The 17,009-nt window shown below is 48.9% G+C and carries 16 protein-coding genes; 14 read left to right on the top strand and 2 right to left on the bottom strand.

Annotated features, from left to right (window positions below; genetic code table 11):
* Positions 1-15: 15 nt before the first annotated feature.
* The 8 genes from LQ247_RS07870 to LQ247_RS07835 all read left to right on the top strand — a co-directional run bounded on the left by LQ247_RS07870 (position 16) and on the right by LQ247_RS07835 (position 10,088).
* Positions 16-2,082, top strand: a complete 2,067-nt coding sequence (locus LQ247_RS07870; protein ID WP_023855158.1) for a sigma-54 interaction domain-containing protein — start codon at positions 16-18, stop codon at positions 2,080-2,082.
* A 125-nt stretch (positions 2,083-2,207) separates the two neighbouring features.
* Positions 2,208-3,119 (top strand): phosphate butyryltransferase, encoded by a 912-nt coding sequence (gene yqiS / locus LQ247_RS07865; protein WP_023855157.1) that lies wholly within the window; start codon positions 2,208-2,210, stop codon positions 3,117-3,119.
* A gap of 3 nt (positions 3,120-3,122) precedes the next feature.
* The gene (gene bcd, locus LQ247_RS07860) at positions 3,123-4,217 is read left to right on the top strand and encodes a branched-chain amino acid dehydrogenase (protein WP_020452118.1); all 1,095 of its coding nucleotides are present in this window, start codon (positions 3,123-3,125) and stop codon (positions 4,215-4,217) included.
* Positions 4,218-4,255: 38 nt separating this feature from the next.
* The gene (gene buk / locus LQ247_RS07855) at positions 4,256-5,362 is read left to right on the top strand and encodes a butyrate kinase (RefSeq protein WP_023855156.1); all 1,107 of its coding nucleotides are present in this window, start codon (positions 4,256-4,258) and stop codon (positions 5,360-5,362) included.
* Positions 5,352-6,773 carry a dihydrolipoyl dehydrogenase gene (gene lpdA, locus LQ247_RS07850; protein ID WP_020452116.1) on the top strand — a complete coding sequence of 474 codons (1,422 nt, stop codon included), beginning with the start codon at positions 5,352-5,354 and terminating at the stop codon, positions 6,771-6,773. Before buk ends, lpdA begins: the two co-directional genes overlap by 11 nt.
* A 22-nt stretch (positions 6,774-6,795) precedes the next feature.
* On the top strand, positions 6,796-7,788 hold the full coding sequence (locus tag LQ247_RS07845; RefSeq protein ID WP_231005864.1) for a thiamine pyrophosphate-dependent dehydrogenase E1 component subunit alpha: 993 nt from the start codon (positions 6,796-6,798) through the stop codon (positions 7,786-7,788).
* Positions 7,789-7,800: 12 nt separating this feature from the next.
* The gene (locus LQ247_RS07840; protein WP_020452114.1) at positions 7,801-8,784 is read left to right on the top strand and encodes an alpha-ketoacid dehydrogenase subunit beta; all 984 of its coding nucleotides are present in this window, start codon (positions 7,801-7,803) and stop codon (positions 8,782-8,784) included.
* A gap of 23 nt (positions 8,785-8,807) precedes the next feature.
* Positions 8,808-10,088 (top strand): dihydrolipoamide acetyltransferase family protein, encoded by a 1,281-nt coding sequence (locus LQ247_RS07835; protein ID WP_095291144.1) that lies wholly within the window; start codon positions 8,808-8,810, stop codon positions 10,086-10,088.
* A 25-nt stretch (positions 10,089-10,113) separates the two neighbouring features.
* On the opposite strand, the gene LQ247_RS07830 is transcribed toward LQ247_RS07835, so the two are convergent.
* Positions 10,114-11,016: a YegS/Rv2252/BmrU family lipid kinase gene (locus LQ247_RS07830; RefSeq protein WP_231005863.1), complete on the bottom strand. Its 903-nt coding sequence runs from the start codon at positions 11,014-11,016 to the stop codon at positions 10,114-10,116.
* A 184-nt stretch (positions 11,017-11,200) separates the two neighbouring features.
* On the opposite strand from LQ247_RS07830, the gene LQ247_RS07825 reads away from it, so the two are divergent.
* The 5 genes from LQ247_RS07825 (at position 11,201) to LQ247_RS07805 (ending at position 15,130) form a co-directional block, all read left to right on the top strand.
* Positions 11,201-11,638, top strand: a complete 438-nt coding sequence (locus LQ247_RS07825; protein ID WP_003183325.1) for a BrxA/BrxB family bacilliredoxin — start codon at positions 11,201-11,203, stop codon at positions 11,636-11,638.
* 228 nt (positions 11,639-11,866) lie between these two features.
* Complete coding sequence (locus tag LQ247_RS07820; protein WP_216920100.1) at positions 11,867-12,634, top strand: transporter substrate-binding domain-containing protein; 768 nt, start codon at positions 11,867-11,869, stop codon at positions 12,632-12,634.
* 86 nt (positions 12,635-12,720) lie between these two features.
* A complete protein-coding gene (locus tag LQ247_RS07815) occupies positions 12,721-13,383 on the top strand; it encodes an amino acid ABC transporter permease (protein ID WP_020452110.1) in 663 nt (220 codons plus the stop codon).
* Positions 13,376-14,098 (top strand): amino acid ABC transporter ATP-binding protein, encoded by a 723-nt coding sequence (locus LQ247_RS07810; protein WP_041817247.1) that lies wholly within the window; start codon positions 13,376-13,378, stop codon positions 14,096-14,098. The genes LQ247_RS07815 and LQ247_RS07810 overlap by 8 nt, the downstream gene beginning before the upstream one ends.
* Before the next feature lie 72 nt (positions 14,099-14,170).
* Positions 14,171-15,130, top strand: coding sequence for an aromatic acid exporter family protein (locus LQ247_RS07805; protein WP_020452108.1), 960 nt, complete (start codon positions 14,171-14,173; stop codon positions 15,128-15,130).
* 141 nt (positions 15,131-15,271) lie between these two features.
* On the opposite strand, the gene prli42 is transcribed toward LQ247_RS07805, so the two are convergent.
* Positions 15,272-15,373 carry a stressosome-associated protein Prli42 gene (prli42, locus tag LQ247_RS07800; RefSeq protein WP_230368212.1) on the bottom strand — a complete coding sequence of 34 codons (102 nt, stop codon included), beginning with the start codon at positions 15,371-15,373 and terminating at the stop codon, positions 15,272-15,274.
* Between the two features lie 90 nt (positions 15,374-15,463).
* Here prli42 and LQ247_RS07795 point away from each other — a divergent pair, with 90 nt between their 5' ends.
* Positions 15,464-16,993, top strand: a complete 1,530-nt coding sequence (locus LQ247_RS07795; RefSeq protein WP_103749516.1) for an acyl-CoA carboxylase subunit beta — start codon at positions 15,464-15,466, stop codon at positions 16,991-16,993.
* The last annotated feature ends 16 nt before the right edge of the window (positions 16,994-17,009 follow it).

Below are 17,009 nucleotides of genomic sequence, written 5' to 3'. Positions count from 1 at the left end.
AGGGGTAAAGGGATGATGCAAAAAGTACTGATCGTTGGTGCTGGAAAAGGGGGGACCGCTCTCTTGGATGTGCTGCTGAAAACAAAGACGATGCATATCGAGGCGGTCATCGATAAAAATCCGGAAGCTCCCGGACTTTTCATCGCGCAAAAAAACGATATCGAAACGGCGCTCGATTGGGCGCCGTACATCACAGAACAGATCGATATCATCATTGAAACGACCGGAGACGCCGGCGTATTAAAGCAACTGATGCGAAAAAAGCACGACAGTACGATCGTGGTGCCGGGATCGCTCGCTTATATCATCTCTCAGCTGATGAACGAAAAGCAGCAGCTCATCCAAATGTTAAAAGAGCAGACGTATAAACACGACCGTATTTTCAACTCTATGAATGACGGCATGATTTTTATCGACATTAACGAAGAGATCATTTTGTTTAACAAAATGGCGGAAGTGATGACCGGGACAAAGCGCACTGAAGCGATCGGCCAGCATATTCAAAGCGTGATCCCGACGACGAAGCTGCCGCGCATTCTCAATACGAGAGAGCCTGAGTATCATCAAAAACAATTTCTCCATCCGAACAGGCAGATCGTCACGACCAGAATTCCGATTATCGATGACGGAGGGACGCTGCTCGGGGCGCTTAGCATATTTAAGGACATTACCGATGCGGTCGAGCTGGCTGAAGAGGTGACCAACCTGAAGGAAGTCAGAACGATGCTTGAAGCGATCATTCAATCTTCGGATGAAGCGATATCGGTCGTTGATGAAAACGGAAACGGGATGATGATCAACAGGGCGTATACAAAGATGACGGGCCTGACAAAAGACCAGGTGATCGGGAAGCCGGCCAATACCGACATATCCGAAGGTGAAAGCATGCATTTGAAAGTGCTTGAAACGAGGCGCCCTGTCAGAGGGGTCAGAATGAAAGTCGGCCCCAATAAAAAAGAAGTGATCGTCAATGTCGCGCCGATTATCGTTGACGGTATTTTAAAAGGGAGCGTCGGCGTTATTCACGATGTATCTGAAATTCAATCGCTCACAAACGAGCTGAACAGAGCGCGCCAGATTATCCGTACACTCGAGGCGAAATATACATTTGCCGACATCATCGGTTCAAGCGAGCAGATGCTCGTCGCGCTGGAACAGGCGAAATTGGGGGCGAAGACGCCTGCGACGATTTTGCTGAGAGGCGAATCGGGAACGGGGAAAGAGCTTTTTGCCCATGCCATACATAACGAAAGTGACCGAAAGTATAATAAGTTTGTTCGCGTCAATTGTGCGGCCATTTCGGAATCACTGCTTGAATCAGAGCTGTTCGGCTATGAAGAAGGCGCTTTTTCAGGCGCGCGCCGCGGCGGCAAAAAAGGATTTTTTGAAGAGGCGAACAACGGCAGCATTTTCTTGGATGAAATCGGAGAGCTCACGCAAAACACACAAGCGAAGCTCCTCCGCGTTCTTCAGGAAAAAGAAATTGTCAGAGTCGGCGGGACCAAACCGATTTCTGTGAACGTCCGGGTCATCGCAGCGACAAACGTCAATATTGAAAAAGCGCTCGCTGAGGGCAGGTTTCGCGAAGACTTGTACTACCGGATCAATCGCTATCCGATATCAATTCCGCCGCTCAGGCAGCGGAAAGAGGATATCGAAGCCTTGAGCAGGCATTTGATTGGGAAGATCAATCAAGAATACGGACGCAATGTAAAGGGGCTCACGAAAAACGCACTCAAATCGTTAAAAGCACGGAAGTGGCCGGGGAATGTCAGAGAGCTTGAAAATGTCCTTGAGCGGGCGATGATCTTTTTAAAACCGCAAATGGAATGGATTGATCTCGAACACCTGCCTGAAGCAGACCGTCCGAAAAAAAAGGTGGAAGCCGGAGCAGCTTTCCCTGAGATTGAAGAGGAAAAGCTGTCTGATGCGGTTGAACGGTTTGAAGCTCATGTCATAAAAGAAACGCTTGAAAAGCATCAATACAACAGAACGAAAACGGCGAAAGCGCTTGGAATCAGTATCCGCAATCTCTATTACAAAATGGATAAATACAATCTTGCAAAAGATAGCATGCAATAAATTGCAAAACGAGTGCAAAATCATGCAAACTGTAAAACAGGATCACAGTACCGAACCGCTTTTTTATACTGGCACGAAACTTGCATGATATAGTGGGCGGATGTTTGCTAAGAAAGGTGGGTACTATGAAGCTGAAACAATTATTGCAAAAAGCGGCGGAGCTTGACAATAAAACGGTCGCCGTCGCACATGCAGAAGATGACGAAGTGCTGCAAGCAGTCAAACTTGCGGTCGACAAACAATTTGCCCGGTTCTTGCTGATTGGGCACAGAGAAAAGATCAGGCATATGATGACAGAACAGAACATTTCAAAACGGCACGTGGATATCATTCATTCGGAATCGCCGGCGGATTCGGCGAGAATTGCCGTTCAAGCTGTCAAAAGCGGAAATGCTGATGTTCTCATGAAGGGGAATGTCCCGACAGCCGTGCTATTAAAAGCCGTTTTGAATAAAGAGTACGGGCTCCGTTCCTCGCATGTGCTGTCACATGTAGCAGCTTTTGAAGTCAGCGGGTTTGAGAGGCTGATTTATGTAACAGATGCGGCAATGAATATCAGCCCCAAGCTTGATGAGCTGAAACAAATTTTAGAAAACGCAGTCGGCGTGGCAAGAGCGGTCGGCGTGCAAATGCCGAAAGCCGCTTGCCTCGCCGCGGTGGAAACGGTGAATCCCGCAATGGAAGCGACATTAAATGCAGCTGCCTTGACGCAGATGAATCATCGGGGCCAAATCAAAAATTGCATCGTTGACGGGCCTCTTGCGTTGGATAACGCGATCTCACCGCTTGCCGCCCGGCATAAAAACATTTCCGGAATCGTTGCGGGCGAGGCTGACATCCTGCTTGTTCCTTCAATTGAAACAGGCAATGTCCTTTACAAATCATTGATTCATTTTGCGGGTGCGAAAGTGGGAGCCATTTTGGCAGGGGCAAAAGCGCCCATCGCCTTGACAAGCAGGGCCGATTCCGCAGAAAACAAGCTGTATTCGATTGCTTTGGCGCTGTGTACGTCTGAAGCACGACAAGAGGAGGAATAAAAAATGGAACTATTTCGATATATGGAACAGTATGACTATGAGCAATTGGTATTTTGCCAAGATAAACAGTCCGGATTAAAAGCGATCATCGCGATTCATGATACGACGCTCGGGCCGGCTCTCGGCGGCACGAGAATGTGGACATATGAAAGTGAAGAAGCCGCAATTGAAGATGCGCTGCGCCTTGCGCGGGGAATGACCTATAAAAACGCGGCGGCCGGACTGAACCTCGGAGGAGGCAAAACCGTTATTATCGGCGATCCGCGCAAAGATAAAAACGAAGAAATGTTCCGCGCTTTCGGCCGTTACATTCAAGGGCTGAACGGCAGATACATCACCGCGGAAGACGTCGGTACAACCGTTGAAGATATGGACATCATTCATGACGAAACTGATTTTGTTACAGGCATTTCGCCTGCTTTCGGTTCATCTGGCAATCCTTCCCCGGTAACGGCTTACGGGGTATATAAAGGGATGAAGGCTGCGGCAAAAGAGGCCTTCGGGACAGATTCGCTTGAAGGAAAAACCGTTGCTGTCCAAGGGGTCGGAAACGTGGCATACAATCTGTGCCGTCATCTCCACGAAGAAGGCGCGAAACTGATCGTGACCGACATCAATAAAGAAGCGGTCGAACGCGCAGTCGCCGAATTCGGCGCCCGTGCCGTCGATCCGGATGATATTTATTCACAGGAGTGCGATATATATGCACCGTGTGCTCTGGGAGCGACAATCAACGATGATACGATTCCGCAGCTGAAAGCCAAAGTGATTGCCGGGGCAGCCAACAATCAGCTGAAAGAAACGCGCCACGGGGATCAAATCCACGACATGGGTATCGTTTATGCCCCTGACTATGTCATCAATGCCGGCGGCGTCATCAATGTCGCTGACGAGCTTTACGGCTATAATTCAGAGCGCGCGCTGAAAAAAGTCGAAGGCATCTACGGTAATATTGAACGCGTCCTTGAAATTTCAAAACGCGACCGCATTCCGACATACTTGGCCGCAGACCGCCTGGCGGAAGAGCGTATTGAGCGCATGCGCCAATCGAGAAGTCAATTTTTGCAAAACGGCCATCACATTTTAAGCAGGCGTTAAGATCATAACCCCTATTCGCTATTGGAGGTTTTATATCAATGCAGGTACAGGAAAAACGTATTCTCGTCATCAATCCGGGATCAACATCTACAAAGATCGGCGTTTTTCATGATGACCGTTCGATTTTCGAAAAATCAATCCGTCATGACGAGGCTGAGTTACAGCAATACCAAACCATTATTGATCAATATTCGTTCAGAAAACAGGCGATACTCGAAACCCTGCATGAACAGGGAATCAATATTTCTAAATTGGATGCCGTTTGCGCCCGGGGAGGGCTGCTCAGACCGATTGAAGGCGGCACTTACGAAGTCAACGATGCGATGATCACCGATTTGAAGAACGGATATGCGGGGCAGCATGCATCAAATCTCGGGGGTATCATCGCCAGGGAGATTGCCGACGGATTAAATATTCCCGCTTTTATCGTCGACCCCGTTGTTGTGGATGAAATGGCCCCTATCGCAAAAATTTCCGGCACGCCGGCCATTGAAAGGCGCAGTATTTTTCACGCGCTCAACCAAAAAGCTGTCGCGAGGAAAGCGGCCTGGCAGTTTGGAAAGCGGTATGAAGATATGAAAATGATCATCACCCACATGGGAGGCGGCATTACGACCGGCGTTCATTGCCACGGTCGGGTGATCGATGTCAACAACGGCCTCCACGGAGAAGGTCCGCTCAGTCCGGAGCGGGCCGGAACCATTCCTGCGGGTGATCTGATCGAAATGGCCTTCTCCGGCAAGTATACGAAAGGCGAGCTGATGAAAATGCTAGTCGGCGGCGGAGGCCTCGCCGGCTATCTCGGCACGACGGATGCGGTTAAAGTTGAGAAAATGATCAAGGAAGGCGATCAAAAGGCTGCGCTCATCTATGAAGCGATGGCTTATCAAATCGCCAAAGAAATCGGGGCGGCCAGCGCCGTCTTAAAAGGCGAAGTCGATGTCATTATTTTGACAGGCGGACTGGCGTACGGAAAATCGTTTGTTACCTCGATCAGACAATACATAGACTGGATTTCGGATGTCGTCGTCTTTCCGGGAGAAAATGAGCTTCAAGCATTGGCTGAAGGTGCATTTCGCGTATTGAACGGCGAAGAAGAGGCGAAACAGTATCCGAACCAGAGGAGGGAAAGTCATGGCAACTGAATACGATCTCGTGATTCTTGGAGGGGGCACAGGCGGCTATGTGGCTGCCATCAGAGCTTCGCAGCTGGGGCTGAAAACAGCCGTCGTTGAAAAGCGGAAACTCGGCGGCACGTGCCTTCATAAAGGCTGCATCCCGTCGAAAGCGCTCCTAAGAAGCGCGGAAGTTTACAGGACAGCAAAAAAGGCGGACGAATTCGGAGTGGTCATTTCTGAAGTCGGCCTGCGGTTTTCTCAAGTTCAAAGCAGAAAACAAAAAATAATTGACCAGCTGCACAACGGTGTCAAACACTTGATGAAAAAAGGAAAGATTGATGTTTACGAAGGAATCGGACGGATTCTCGGGCCGTCGATTTTTTCCCCGATGCCGGGGACGGTTTCCGTTGAGATGGCAAACGGGGATGAGAATGAGATGCTCATACCGAAAAACGTCATCATCGCCACAGGCTCAAGGCCCAGGTCGCTGCCGGGGCTTGAGCTTGACGGGGAAAACGTGCTGTCATCCGACGAAGCGCTTGAACTTGAGCAGCTTCCGGCTTCCATGCTGATTGTCGGAGGAGGTGTCATCGGAATCGAGTGGGCTTCCATGCTGTGCGATTTCGGTGTTGACGTGACCGTCATTGAGTATGCAGACCGGATTTTGCCGACTGAAGATGCCGATATTTCTAAAGAAATGCAGACGCAGCTGGCGAAAAAAGGCATCACCATCATCACGGGAGCGAAAGTGCTGCCCGACACATTGGCGAAAGGCGATACGGTCAGCATTCAAGCGGAAAAAGACGGAGAAAAACAGACCTATTCCGCTGAGAAAATGCTCGTATCTGTCGGAAGGCAGGCAAATGTTGAAGGGATCGGTCTGGAAAACACAGATATCCAAGTGGAAAACGGCTTTATCGCGACAAACAGCATGTACCAGACAAAAGAATCCCACATCTATGCGATCGGAGATGTGATCGGCGGCCTTCAGCTTGCACATGCTGCTTCCCATGAAGGGATTACGGCTGTTGAGCATATTGCTGGCGAGAATCCGCACGACATCGACTATTCGCTTGTCTCAAAATGCATCTATTCAAGTCCTGAAGCCGCATCGGTCGGCTTGACAGAGGATGAGGCGAAGGCACAGGGCAAAAGCGTCAAAGTAGGCAAATTTCCGTTTCAGGCGATTGGCAAAGCGCTCGTGTACGGTGAGACGGACGGCTTTGTCAAAATCGTCGCCGATCGCGAATCAGATGATATTTTGGGCGTTCACATGATCGGCCCGCATGTGACAGACATGATATCTGAAGCCGGTCTGGCAAAGGTGCTTGACGCCACCCCGTGGGAAGTCGGACAAACGATCCATCCGCATCCGACGCTGTCGGAGGCGATCGGAGAAGCCGCCCTTGCCGTAGATGGAAAGGCGATTCATTTTTAGAAAGCATGAAGGAGTGAAAAAAATGGGCAATAACCGTCATGAAGCAGTTGGATTAACAGATGAACAAGCAATCGACATGTACAAAACCATGCTTTTAGCCAGAAAACTTGATGAGCGGATGTGGCTCTTAAACCGTTCAGGCAAAATTCCTTTTGTCATCTCTTGTCAAGGACAGGAAGCCGCCCAGGTCGGAGCGGCATTTGCATTAGACCGTGAGAACGATTATGTGCTTCCATATTACAGAGATATGGGCGTTGTCCTTGCTTTTGGCATGACGGCAAAAGATTTAATGCTGTCGGCGTTTGCAAAAGCCGAGGATCCGAATTCGGGAGGAAAGCAGATGCCGAGCCACTTCGGTCAAAAGAAAAACCGGATCGTCACGGGCTCTTCGCCAGTGACAACGCAAGTTCCGCACGCGGTGGGTGTAGCGCTTGCCGGAAGGCTTGAAAAGAAAGACATCGCGACTTTTGTGACGTTCGGTGAAGGCTCTTCAAACCAGGGGGACTTCCATGAAGGGGCGAACTTTGCCGCCGTTCATAAGCTTCCCGTCATTTTCATGTGTGAAAACAATAAATACGCCATTTCGGTTCCTTACGAAAAGCAGGTGGCTTGTGAAAACATTTCCGACCGCGCCGTCGGTTACGGCATGCCCGGCGTGACCATTGACGGAAATGATCCGCTTGAAGTCTACAAAGCGGTTAAAGAAGCAAGGGAACGTGCCGGAAGAGGCGAAGGTCCGACATTAATCGAAACGATATCATACCGGCTGACCCCGCACTCCAGCGATGATGATGATCGAAGCTACAGAGAGCGCGAAGAGGTGGCGGAGGCGAAGAAAAATGATCCGCTTAACAAATTCGCGCATTACTTAAAAGAAACAGGGCTTCTGGACGACCAGTCTGAGAAGCAAATGTCGGATGAGATCACAACCATCGTCAATGAAGCAACAGATTATGCTGAACATGCACCTTATGCAGATCCGGAAGATGCGCTGCGGCATGTTTATGCGGAGTAAGGGGGAAGAACAATGCCAGTTATGTCATATATAGATGCTGTCACTTTGGCTTTGAAAGAAGAAATGGAAAAGGATTCCCGCGTCTTTGTTTTAGGGGAGGATGTCGGCAAAAAAGGCGGTGTGTTCAAGGCAACAGCCGGTCTTTACGACCAGTTCGGCGAAGAGCGGGTGATGGACACGCCTTTGGCGGAATCCGCAATTGCCGGCGTCGGAATCGGGGCTGCCATGTACGGGATGAGACCGGTCGCCGAAATGCAGTTTGCAGATTTTATCATGCCGGCTGTCAACCAGATTATTTCAGAAGCGGCAAAAATCCGCTACCGCTCCAACAATGACTGGAATTGTCCGATCGTCATCCGCGCACCTTACGGCGGAGGCGTGCACGGCGCGCTGTACCATTCTCAGTCAGTTGAATCCGTATTTGCCAACCAGCCCGGGCTGAAAATCGTCATGCCTTCGACACCTTATGATGTCAAAGGGCTTTTGAAAGCGGCCATCCGCGATGACGACCCTGTCCTGTTCTTCGAGCATAAACGTGCGTACCGGCTGATCAAGGGCGAAGTGCCGAGTGACGACTATGTGCTGCCGATCGGAAAGGCGGATGTGAAGCGGGAAGGCGAAGACATTACCGTCATCACATACGGATTGTGCGTCCATTTCGCCCTTCAGGCTGCCGAGCGGCTTGCCAAAGACGGGATTTCCGCACATATCCTTGATTTAAGAACAGTATATCCGCTCGATCAGGAAGCGATTATTGAAGCGGCTTCCAAAACGGGCAAAGTGCTTCTGATGACCGAGGATACGAAGGAAGGCAGCATTATGAGTGAAGTAGCCGCGATCATTTCAGAGCATTGCCTGTTCGATTTGGATGCGCCGATTAAGCGGTTGGCGGGCCCTGACGTCCCGGCAATGCCGTATGCTCCTACAATGGAAAAATTCTTTATGGTCAATCCGGATAAAGCAGAAGCAGCAATGAGAGAATTGGCCGAGTTTTAATATAGCGAAGGAGGACATATCGTATGGCAGTGGAACAAATGACAATGCCGCAGCTCGGAGAGAGCGTGACGGAGGGAACCATCAGCAAATGGCTTGTCAGCGTCGGAGATCACGTCAACAAATACGATCCGATTGCTGAAGTGATGACGGATAAGGTCAATGCTGAAGTCCCTTCATCGTTCACGGGAACGATTACCGAGCTTGTCGGGAAAGAAGGCGAAACTCTGCAAGTCGGAGACGTCATCTGCAAAGTCGAAACAAACGAAGAAGCGAAACCGGAGGCTGAGGCTGTTTCCAATCTGGATCAAGCGGAAGCGGAGCCGGCCAAACCGGAGGAAAAAGATACATCTCAGAAAAAACGTTATTCCCCGGCGGTGCTGAGACTTGCCGGTGAGCACAACATTGATTTGGAGCAGGTGGAAGGTACCGGTGCCGGCGGACGGATCACCAGAAAAGACATCCAGCGCATCATTGCTTCCGGAGCTGCTCCTCAAGCTGATGCGGCGCCGGAAAAACAGCCGGATACAAATGCCGCGGGAGCGAGTGAGCCCGTCCAAAAGCCGGCGCAAGCCGCCCCTCAAGCTGCACCGCCTCAGAGTGCGGCTGGAGACGTCGAGATTCCTGTGACCGGAATCCGTCATGCGATTGCGACCAATATGGTCAGAAGCAAGCATGAAATCCCTCATGCCTGGACGATGATGGAAGTGGATGTCACAAGTCTTGTGAGCTACCGCAACAAAATAAAGGACGAATTTAAGAAGAAAGAGGGCTTCAGCCTGACCTTTTTCGCGTTCTTTGTCAAAGCGGTCGCACAGGCGCTGAAGGAATTCCCGCAAATGAACAGCATGTGGGCCGGAGATAAAATCATTCAGAAAAAAGACATCAACATCTCAATTGCAGTAGCGACTGACGATGCGCTGTACGTTCCTGTCATCAAGCATGCCGATGAAAAAACAATTAAAGGCATCGCGAGAGAAATCTACGAACTGGCTCATAAGGTCAGAAGCGGCAAGCTGACGAGCGGGGATATGAGCGGAGGTACGTTCACGGTCAACAATACCGGTTCGTTCGGGTCGGTTCAGTCAATGGGGATCATCAACCATCCACAGGCGGCCATCCTGCAGGTTGAATCGATCGTCAAGCGTCCCGTCGTCATGGAGCATGGCATGATCGCGGTCAGAGATATGGTGAACCTGTGCTTATCCCTCGACCACAGAGTGCTTGACGGCCTCGTTTGCGGCAGATTCCTTGCCCGTGTGAAAGAGATTTTGGAACAAATCGATGATCATACTTCCATTTATTAAAAAAGAAGAGCTGGCCCGTTAAGGGTCAGCTCTTTTCTTTTTCTAAGGGGGCGAGCATGCGGAGATGTCCGTTTAGCACCTCGATTGAAGCCGGAGTTTTTGTGCAGATTTCGCCGTCTGTATCGGCTTCCATTGGGAGGACGGTTTCAACTTCAACGGTTTGCCCCTGATAATAGGAGAGCTCGCCTGCAAAGGAATCCCATTCGGGATCATCCATTGCAAAAAGTTCTTTCAATGCAGCCAGATTCGTATTCCGGCAGACGAGGATGTCCGCTTTTCCGTCGTTAATGCTCAGCTGCGGAAGGGGGATCTTGTTTGTTCCGATAAATGTTCCGTTCAGCACGACCACCATGACCGCTTCGTCAGTAAACTCTTCTCCGTCGATCGACAGGCGGAAAGAGAAAGGCTCAAGATTGGAGATGGTCCGCAGTGCGCTGGTAAAATAACTGATTCTCCCGAGCAGCGCTTTTTCCGTTTGATTGATATGGGTGGAAGCTTCCGTAATCAATCCGATGCCCCAGAAGTTGAGACAATAATGATCATTTGCTTTTAACACATCGACCGGGACAGGTTTTCCATTGACGAGCGCTTCCGCCGCTTTTTCAATGTTCTGGGGAATGCGGAGCGCCCTCGAAAAGTCGTTGCATGTGCCGCCCGGGAGAATGCCGATATCTGGCTTCGTTTGAAGCTGGCTGATGCCGTTAATGCATTCGTGCACCGTTCCGTCACCGCCTAATATAAACAATTGCCCGATATCCTCCCCGATCTTTCGGCAAAATTCGAATGCATCACGTTTCTTTCTCGTCGGTTTTACGATGAGTTCGTCTATAGCCTGTGAAAGAACAGGTACGGCAGCACCCAGTGTTTTTTCAACATTTTTTTGTCCTGCATTTCCGTTGTAAATCAGCATTGCTTTCTTTCGATTCATAAAGGTGCTCCTTTATTTGATAGAGTCTTTACTTATTTTTCCCCGGGCTGCCCGTGCCATAAACCTGAAGGAACACGAATCGCCTGATTTGCGGTTCGGACGGTTTCAAAGTATCATTAGAACAGATGAGCAAACAGCGCCTTTAGCATCATGCTAAAGGCGGCTAAAAAGGAGAGATCTTAAAGTGAACATGGATTTTAATCTGTTTATGAATGATGTCGTGCGCCAAGCCAGACAGGAAATAACGGCTGCCGGCTACACCGAATTGAAAACGCCTGAAGAGGTCGATGAAGCGCTCACGAAAAAAGGGACTACGCTTGTGATGGTCAACTCCGTCTGCGGCTGTGCAGGGGGAATTGCAAGGCCAGCCGCACATCATGCGGTTCATTACGATAAGCGCCCGGATCATCTCGTCACCGTTTTTGCCGGACAAGACAAAGAAGCGACGGCTCGAGCAAGGGAATATTTTGAAGGATATCCGCCCTCTTCTCCGTCATTCGCTCTTTTAAAAGACGGCAAGATTTTAAAAATGGTCGAACGCCATGAAATTGAAGGCTATGAGCCGATGGCTGTCATCACTAAGCTTCAAGGATTGTTTGAAGAATACTGTGAAGAAGTATAAGGTAAAGGAAATACCGCCTGCCAAAACAATGGCAGGCTTTTTTTGTGTATAAAAATTCTTTTTATATGCAATCGGAAAGATGAAAACACAGGCTTTCAATTGGTATTTAAATGCTTGTTTGAAGGTTTTTCAGTTATTTTTCAAAATGGTATTGCATCTGGCCTAGAAAATGTTTAAAATACATATCAACGAATAAATATTCAAAAAAGGTTCAGGGGGATACACAACATGAAAAAATGGATGTTAATGGTAGTGGCAGCATGTGTCACATTTGCATTGACTGCATGCGGGACGAGCAGCAGTTCTGCTGATAAAAAAACATTGGTGATGGGAACTTCAGCCGATTACCCGCCTTTTGAATCGAAAGACGGAGATAAGATTGTCGGTTTTGATGTTGATCTGGCCAATGCACTGGCTAAAAAAACGGGCCATGAAATCGAAGTGAAAGACATGGACTTCAACGGCCTGGTGACCGCTCTTAAAACAAACAAAGTCGACATCGTGCTTTCAGGAATGACGCCGACGCCTAAACGCAAAAAGCAGGTCGATTTTTCAAACGTCTATTATACGGCTCACAACATGATCGTTACAAAAAAATCAAGCGGCATCAAATCGCTTGACGATTTGAAAGGAAAAACGGTCGGCGTGCAGCTTGGCTCCATTCAGGAAGAAAAAGCGAAGGAGCTTACGCCGGATTATAATTTAAAAGTTGAAAACCGCAACCGCATTTCGGATTTAACCGAAGAAATCAAAGCGGGCCGCTTTGACGCAGCAATTATAGAGGATATCGTTGCCGAAAAATATATTAATAAAAATGAAGAACTGGTTGGCTACAATCTGCCGAAAGAACCGGATGAAAAAGCCGGCTCCGCGATCGCCTTCAAAAAGGGAAGCGATTTGACCGAGAAGTTCAACAAAGCGCTTGAAGAAATGGAGAAAAGCGGAGAACTTGAAAAGCTGAAAGAAAAATGGTTCGGCGGAGAAACGAAAAAGTAAGCGTGAAAAGTTCAACTTTTTGTTGAACTTTTTTTTCTAAAGCGATGTGCGCCTCTTTGATGATGAGGCGGGAGAGGGAGAGTCACATGAATTTTCTTGATTTTTCTAGTACAATACCCGAGATGCCTTTCATTTTGGAAGGCTTGGGCGTCACCTTAAAAGTGGTCGCGGCTGCGGCCGTGCTTGGATTTTTGCTGGGGGTTTTGATTACGCTTTTAAAAATCAGTTCGATCAAGCCCCTCGCATGGATTGCCGATTTTTACACTTCCATATTCCGGGGGACACCGCTTGTTCTGCAGCTGATGATCGTCTATTACGGGCTGCCTCAGGTGCTGGGCTTCGATATTGATGCTTACTGGGCGGCCGTCATCGCATTCGGCTTAAATTCCGCCGCTTATGTGTCAGAAATCATCAGAGCCGGAATCAATGCGATCGACAAAGGGCAAAAAGAAGCGGCGATGGCGCTGGGCGTCCCGTATGCAAAGATGATGAAGGATCTCTTGCTGCCGCAGGCCTTTAAAAATATCATGCCAGCGCTGATCAACGAATCGATTACACTGACAAAGGAATCGGCTGTTGTCACCGTCATCGGACTCGGCGATATTATGAGACGAAGCTATCAGGCGGGAGCGGCGATCTACAGCCCGCTTGAGCCGATGCTGTTTGCGGGTCTCATCTACTATGTGCTCGTTTTGATCCTGACGTTTGTCGGCAAAGCGATTGAAAGGAAGCTGAATGTCAATGATTAATGTTCGCAATCTCTCAAAATCTTTCGGAAAGCACGAGGTGCTTAAACATATTTCCGTTTCCTTTGAAAAAGGCGAAGTAGCCGCTGTCATCGGTCCGTCAGGCTCAGGCAAGTCCACGTTTTTGCGTTGCTTAAACATGCTCGAAAAGCCGACGGAGGGCAGCATTTTCATTCAGGATCAAGAGATTACAAGACCGAAAACAAATGTGCTGAAAATCAGAGAGAACATCGGCATGGTCTTTCAGCATTTTCATTTGTTTCCGCATAAAACGGTTCTTGAAAATATTACGTATGCACCTGTCCATGTCAAAAAAGAAAGCAAACAGGCGGCAGCGAAAAAAGCGGAAGAACTGCTTGAGAAAGTGGGGCTTATCGATAAAAAAGATGATTATCCGAACCGTTTATCAGGGGGGCAAAAGCAGCGCGTTGCGATTGCGAGGGCGCTGGCGATGAATCCGGACATCATGCTGTTTGACGAGCCGACATCGGCCCTTGATCCTGAGATGGTCAAAGAAGTGCTTCAGGTGATGCAGGATTTGGCGAAAACCGGGATGACGATGGTGATCGTGACGCACGAAATGGGCTTTGCCAAAGAAGTCGCCGACAGGGTGCTTTTCATGGATGAAGGAACCATTGTCGAAGACGATGATCCTAAAGCGTTTTTTTCTTCTCCAAAATCGAAAAGAGCTCAAGACTTTTTAGAGAAAATACTATAAAATAAGCTGAAGAAGATGCTGATCTTCTTCTTTTTTATTCACTAAGACTAGCAGAAAAGATTGGGGTTAACGATGTTTAAAATAGGTTATCGCACATTAAAAACAGCGCTTGGCACAGCATTGGCCATCTATATCGCACAGCTGCTCGGCCTTCATAATTTTGTGTCGACAGGGATCATCACGATCCTCTGTATTCAAGTGACGAAAAAGCGGTCCCTTCAGGCATCATGGGCCCGGTTTGCGGCATGCATTCTTGCGATCGTTTTTTCATACGCGTTTTTTGAGCTGATCGGCTATCATCCGGCTGTCATCGGTCTGATGCTGCTGTTCTTTATTCCGACAACCGTTCTTCTGAAAATAAAAGAAGGAATCGTCACAAGTTCGGTCATCATTCTTCATCTTTATATGTCAGAAGGGATCACCCTTTCTCTCATTTGGAATGAATGCCTCATCATCATTACGGGAATCGGCGTTGCCCTGCTGATGAATTTGTACATGCCGAGCCTCGATAAAGAGCTCAAACAGTATCAGCAGAAAATCGAAGATAACTTTGCCAAGATTTTTGAAGAAATCGAACGCTATTTGCTGACCGGGGAACAGGACTGGACGGGAAAAGAGATTCCTGAGACGCACCGTTTGATCAATGAAGCGAAGACCCTGGCATACCGCGATGTGGAAAATCACTTTCTCAGGCACGAAAATCTCTATTATCACTACTTTAAAATGAGAGAAAAGCAGTTTGAAATTATCGAAAGGGTCCTGCCGAAAATCACGTCGATTTCGATGACGGTTGAACAGGGGCATATGATCGCAGCGTTTCTTCATGATTTAAGAGGAGCCATCCATCCCGGCAATACGGCTCATAAGTTTTTGAAGCGGCTCGTGAAAATGAGAGAGGAAATTGATGAGATGGAGCTGCCGACGACACGCGAAGAATTTGAAGCGCGCGCTGCTCTTTTCAATTTTCTCGGCGAAATGGAACAGTATCTTGTGATTAAGAGCTACTTTAAAGGAATTAAATCTCCTGCATAACCGCATGAGTTTCTCCTTCATTGGTCAATCTAATGGAACAGGGGGAAACCCGTGCGGTTTTTTCTATTCCTGCGGAAGTCCGGGCTTGAAGAAAAGCAGGCGTTTCTCCGCAAAAAGAGCCGCCTGCTTTCATGATTTGTATTAAAAAATCATGCTGAGTCCGGTAAGCAGAGTCGTCAGCACCATGACGCCGATCATTAAAATAACCATGAACTTGATGAATTTTCGAGACAAGCTTTTCACCTCTGTTTTTTAATCTCCCATTATTTTATACTGCTTTTTTTCATCGGACAAGTTTCGTGTAAGAATCAAATAGAGAAGGGGCAGAACACGATGAATATGTTTGAAAGAGTCGACGATTTAAACAACAGCCGTCAACAAGCTTTGCTTGGGGGCGGGCAGGAACGGATCGACAGGCAGAAGCAAAAAGGCAAGCTCACCGCCAGAGAGAGAATCGATCTTCTGCTTGATGAGGGAACGTTCACTGAGCTGAATGCTTTTGCCAGAAGCCGGCAGTCCGGCGGCCCGTTAGGCGACGGGGTTGTCACGGGATTCGGAAAAATCGACGGGCGGCCCGTTTATCTGTTTTCCCAGGATTTTACCGTCACCGGCGGAGCGCTCGGAGAAATGCACGCCAAAAAAATAGCGGCCGTCATGGATCTTGCCCTCAAAAATAAGGCCCCTTTCATCGGTCTGAACGACTCAGGTGGTGCGAGAATTCAAGAGGGTGTGCTATCATTAGATGGATACGGTCATATTTTTTACCGAAATGTCCTTTGCTCAGGCATCATTCCGCAAATCTCTGTCATTCTCGGCCCTTGTGCGGGCGGCGCGGTTTATTCTCCAGCTTTGACCGACTTCGTTTTCATGAACGAAAAAACCGGACAGATGTTCATTACCGGTCCGAAAGTCATCAAAACGGCGACAGGCGAAGCTGTCAGCTCCGGAGAATTGGGGGGCGCCTATATACATAATTCAATCAGCGGGAATGCCCATTTTTCCGGGGATTCCGATGAGGCCGTCCTCAGTGAGGTGCGCAAGCTCTTGTCCTACATCCCCCAGAATCACGAAGAAAAGCCCCCGGCTAAGGCGAGAAAGGCGAAAGACGATGAGGTAAGGCCTGATTTAATGACGATTCTGCCTGAAGACGGTCAGCGGCCGTATGACATCAAACAGATCATCGCGGAAATCGCAGACAGCGGAACATTTTTTGAAGTGCAGCGCCACTTTGCCAAAAACGCGGTGATCGGTTTTGCAAGGATAGCGGGGGAAACGGCGGCGATCGTGGCCAACCAGCCGAAGTATTTAGCCGGAAGCCTCAGCATGGATGCGGCTGACAAAATCGCCCGGTTTATCCGTTTTTGCGATTCCTTTCAGATCCCGATTTTGACTTTGGTGGATTGCCCCGGCTTTCTTCCGGGAATACGCGAAGAGCACGGCGGGGTGATCAGACACGGCGCTAAAATCCTATACGCGTATGCGGAAGCCGCCGTCTGCAAGGTGACGGTCATTTTAAGAAAAGCATACGGCGGAGCATATGTCGCTTTAAACAGCAAGGCGCTTGGAGCGGATGCCGTATTTGCTTGGCCGAATGCAGAAATTGCAGTGATGGGCGCCTCGGAAGCTGCAGATGTGCTGTTCGCGAAGGAAATCGAACGGTCGGAAGACCCGCGGGCCGCCCGCGAGGAAAAAATCCGGAAATGCATGCACGCTTCAAGCCCTTTTGCCGCTGCAAGATACGGCATGGTAGACGATATCATCGATCCGAAAGAGACGCGGAAGAAGCTGATCCAAACGTTTGACATGCTGAAGAGCAAAAGAGAAATCCGGCCGGACAAAAAGCATGGAAATATACCGCTTTAAAAATGGAGGGGAAACT

Source organism: Bacillus sp. BS3(2021), assembly GCF_021043345.1.
GTDB lineage: Bacteria > Bacillota > Bacilli > Bacillales > Bacillaceae > Bacillus > Bacillus paralicheniformis.
The sequence above is the reverse complement of the archived record's forward strand: the minus strand, read 5'-3'. Positions and strand labels throughout refer to the sequence as shown.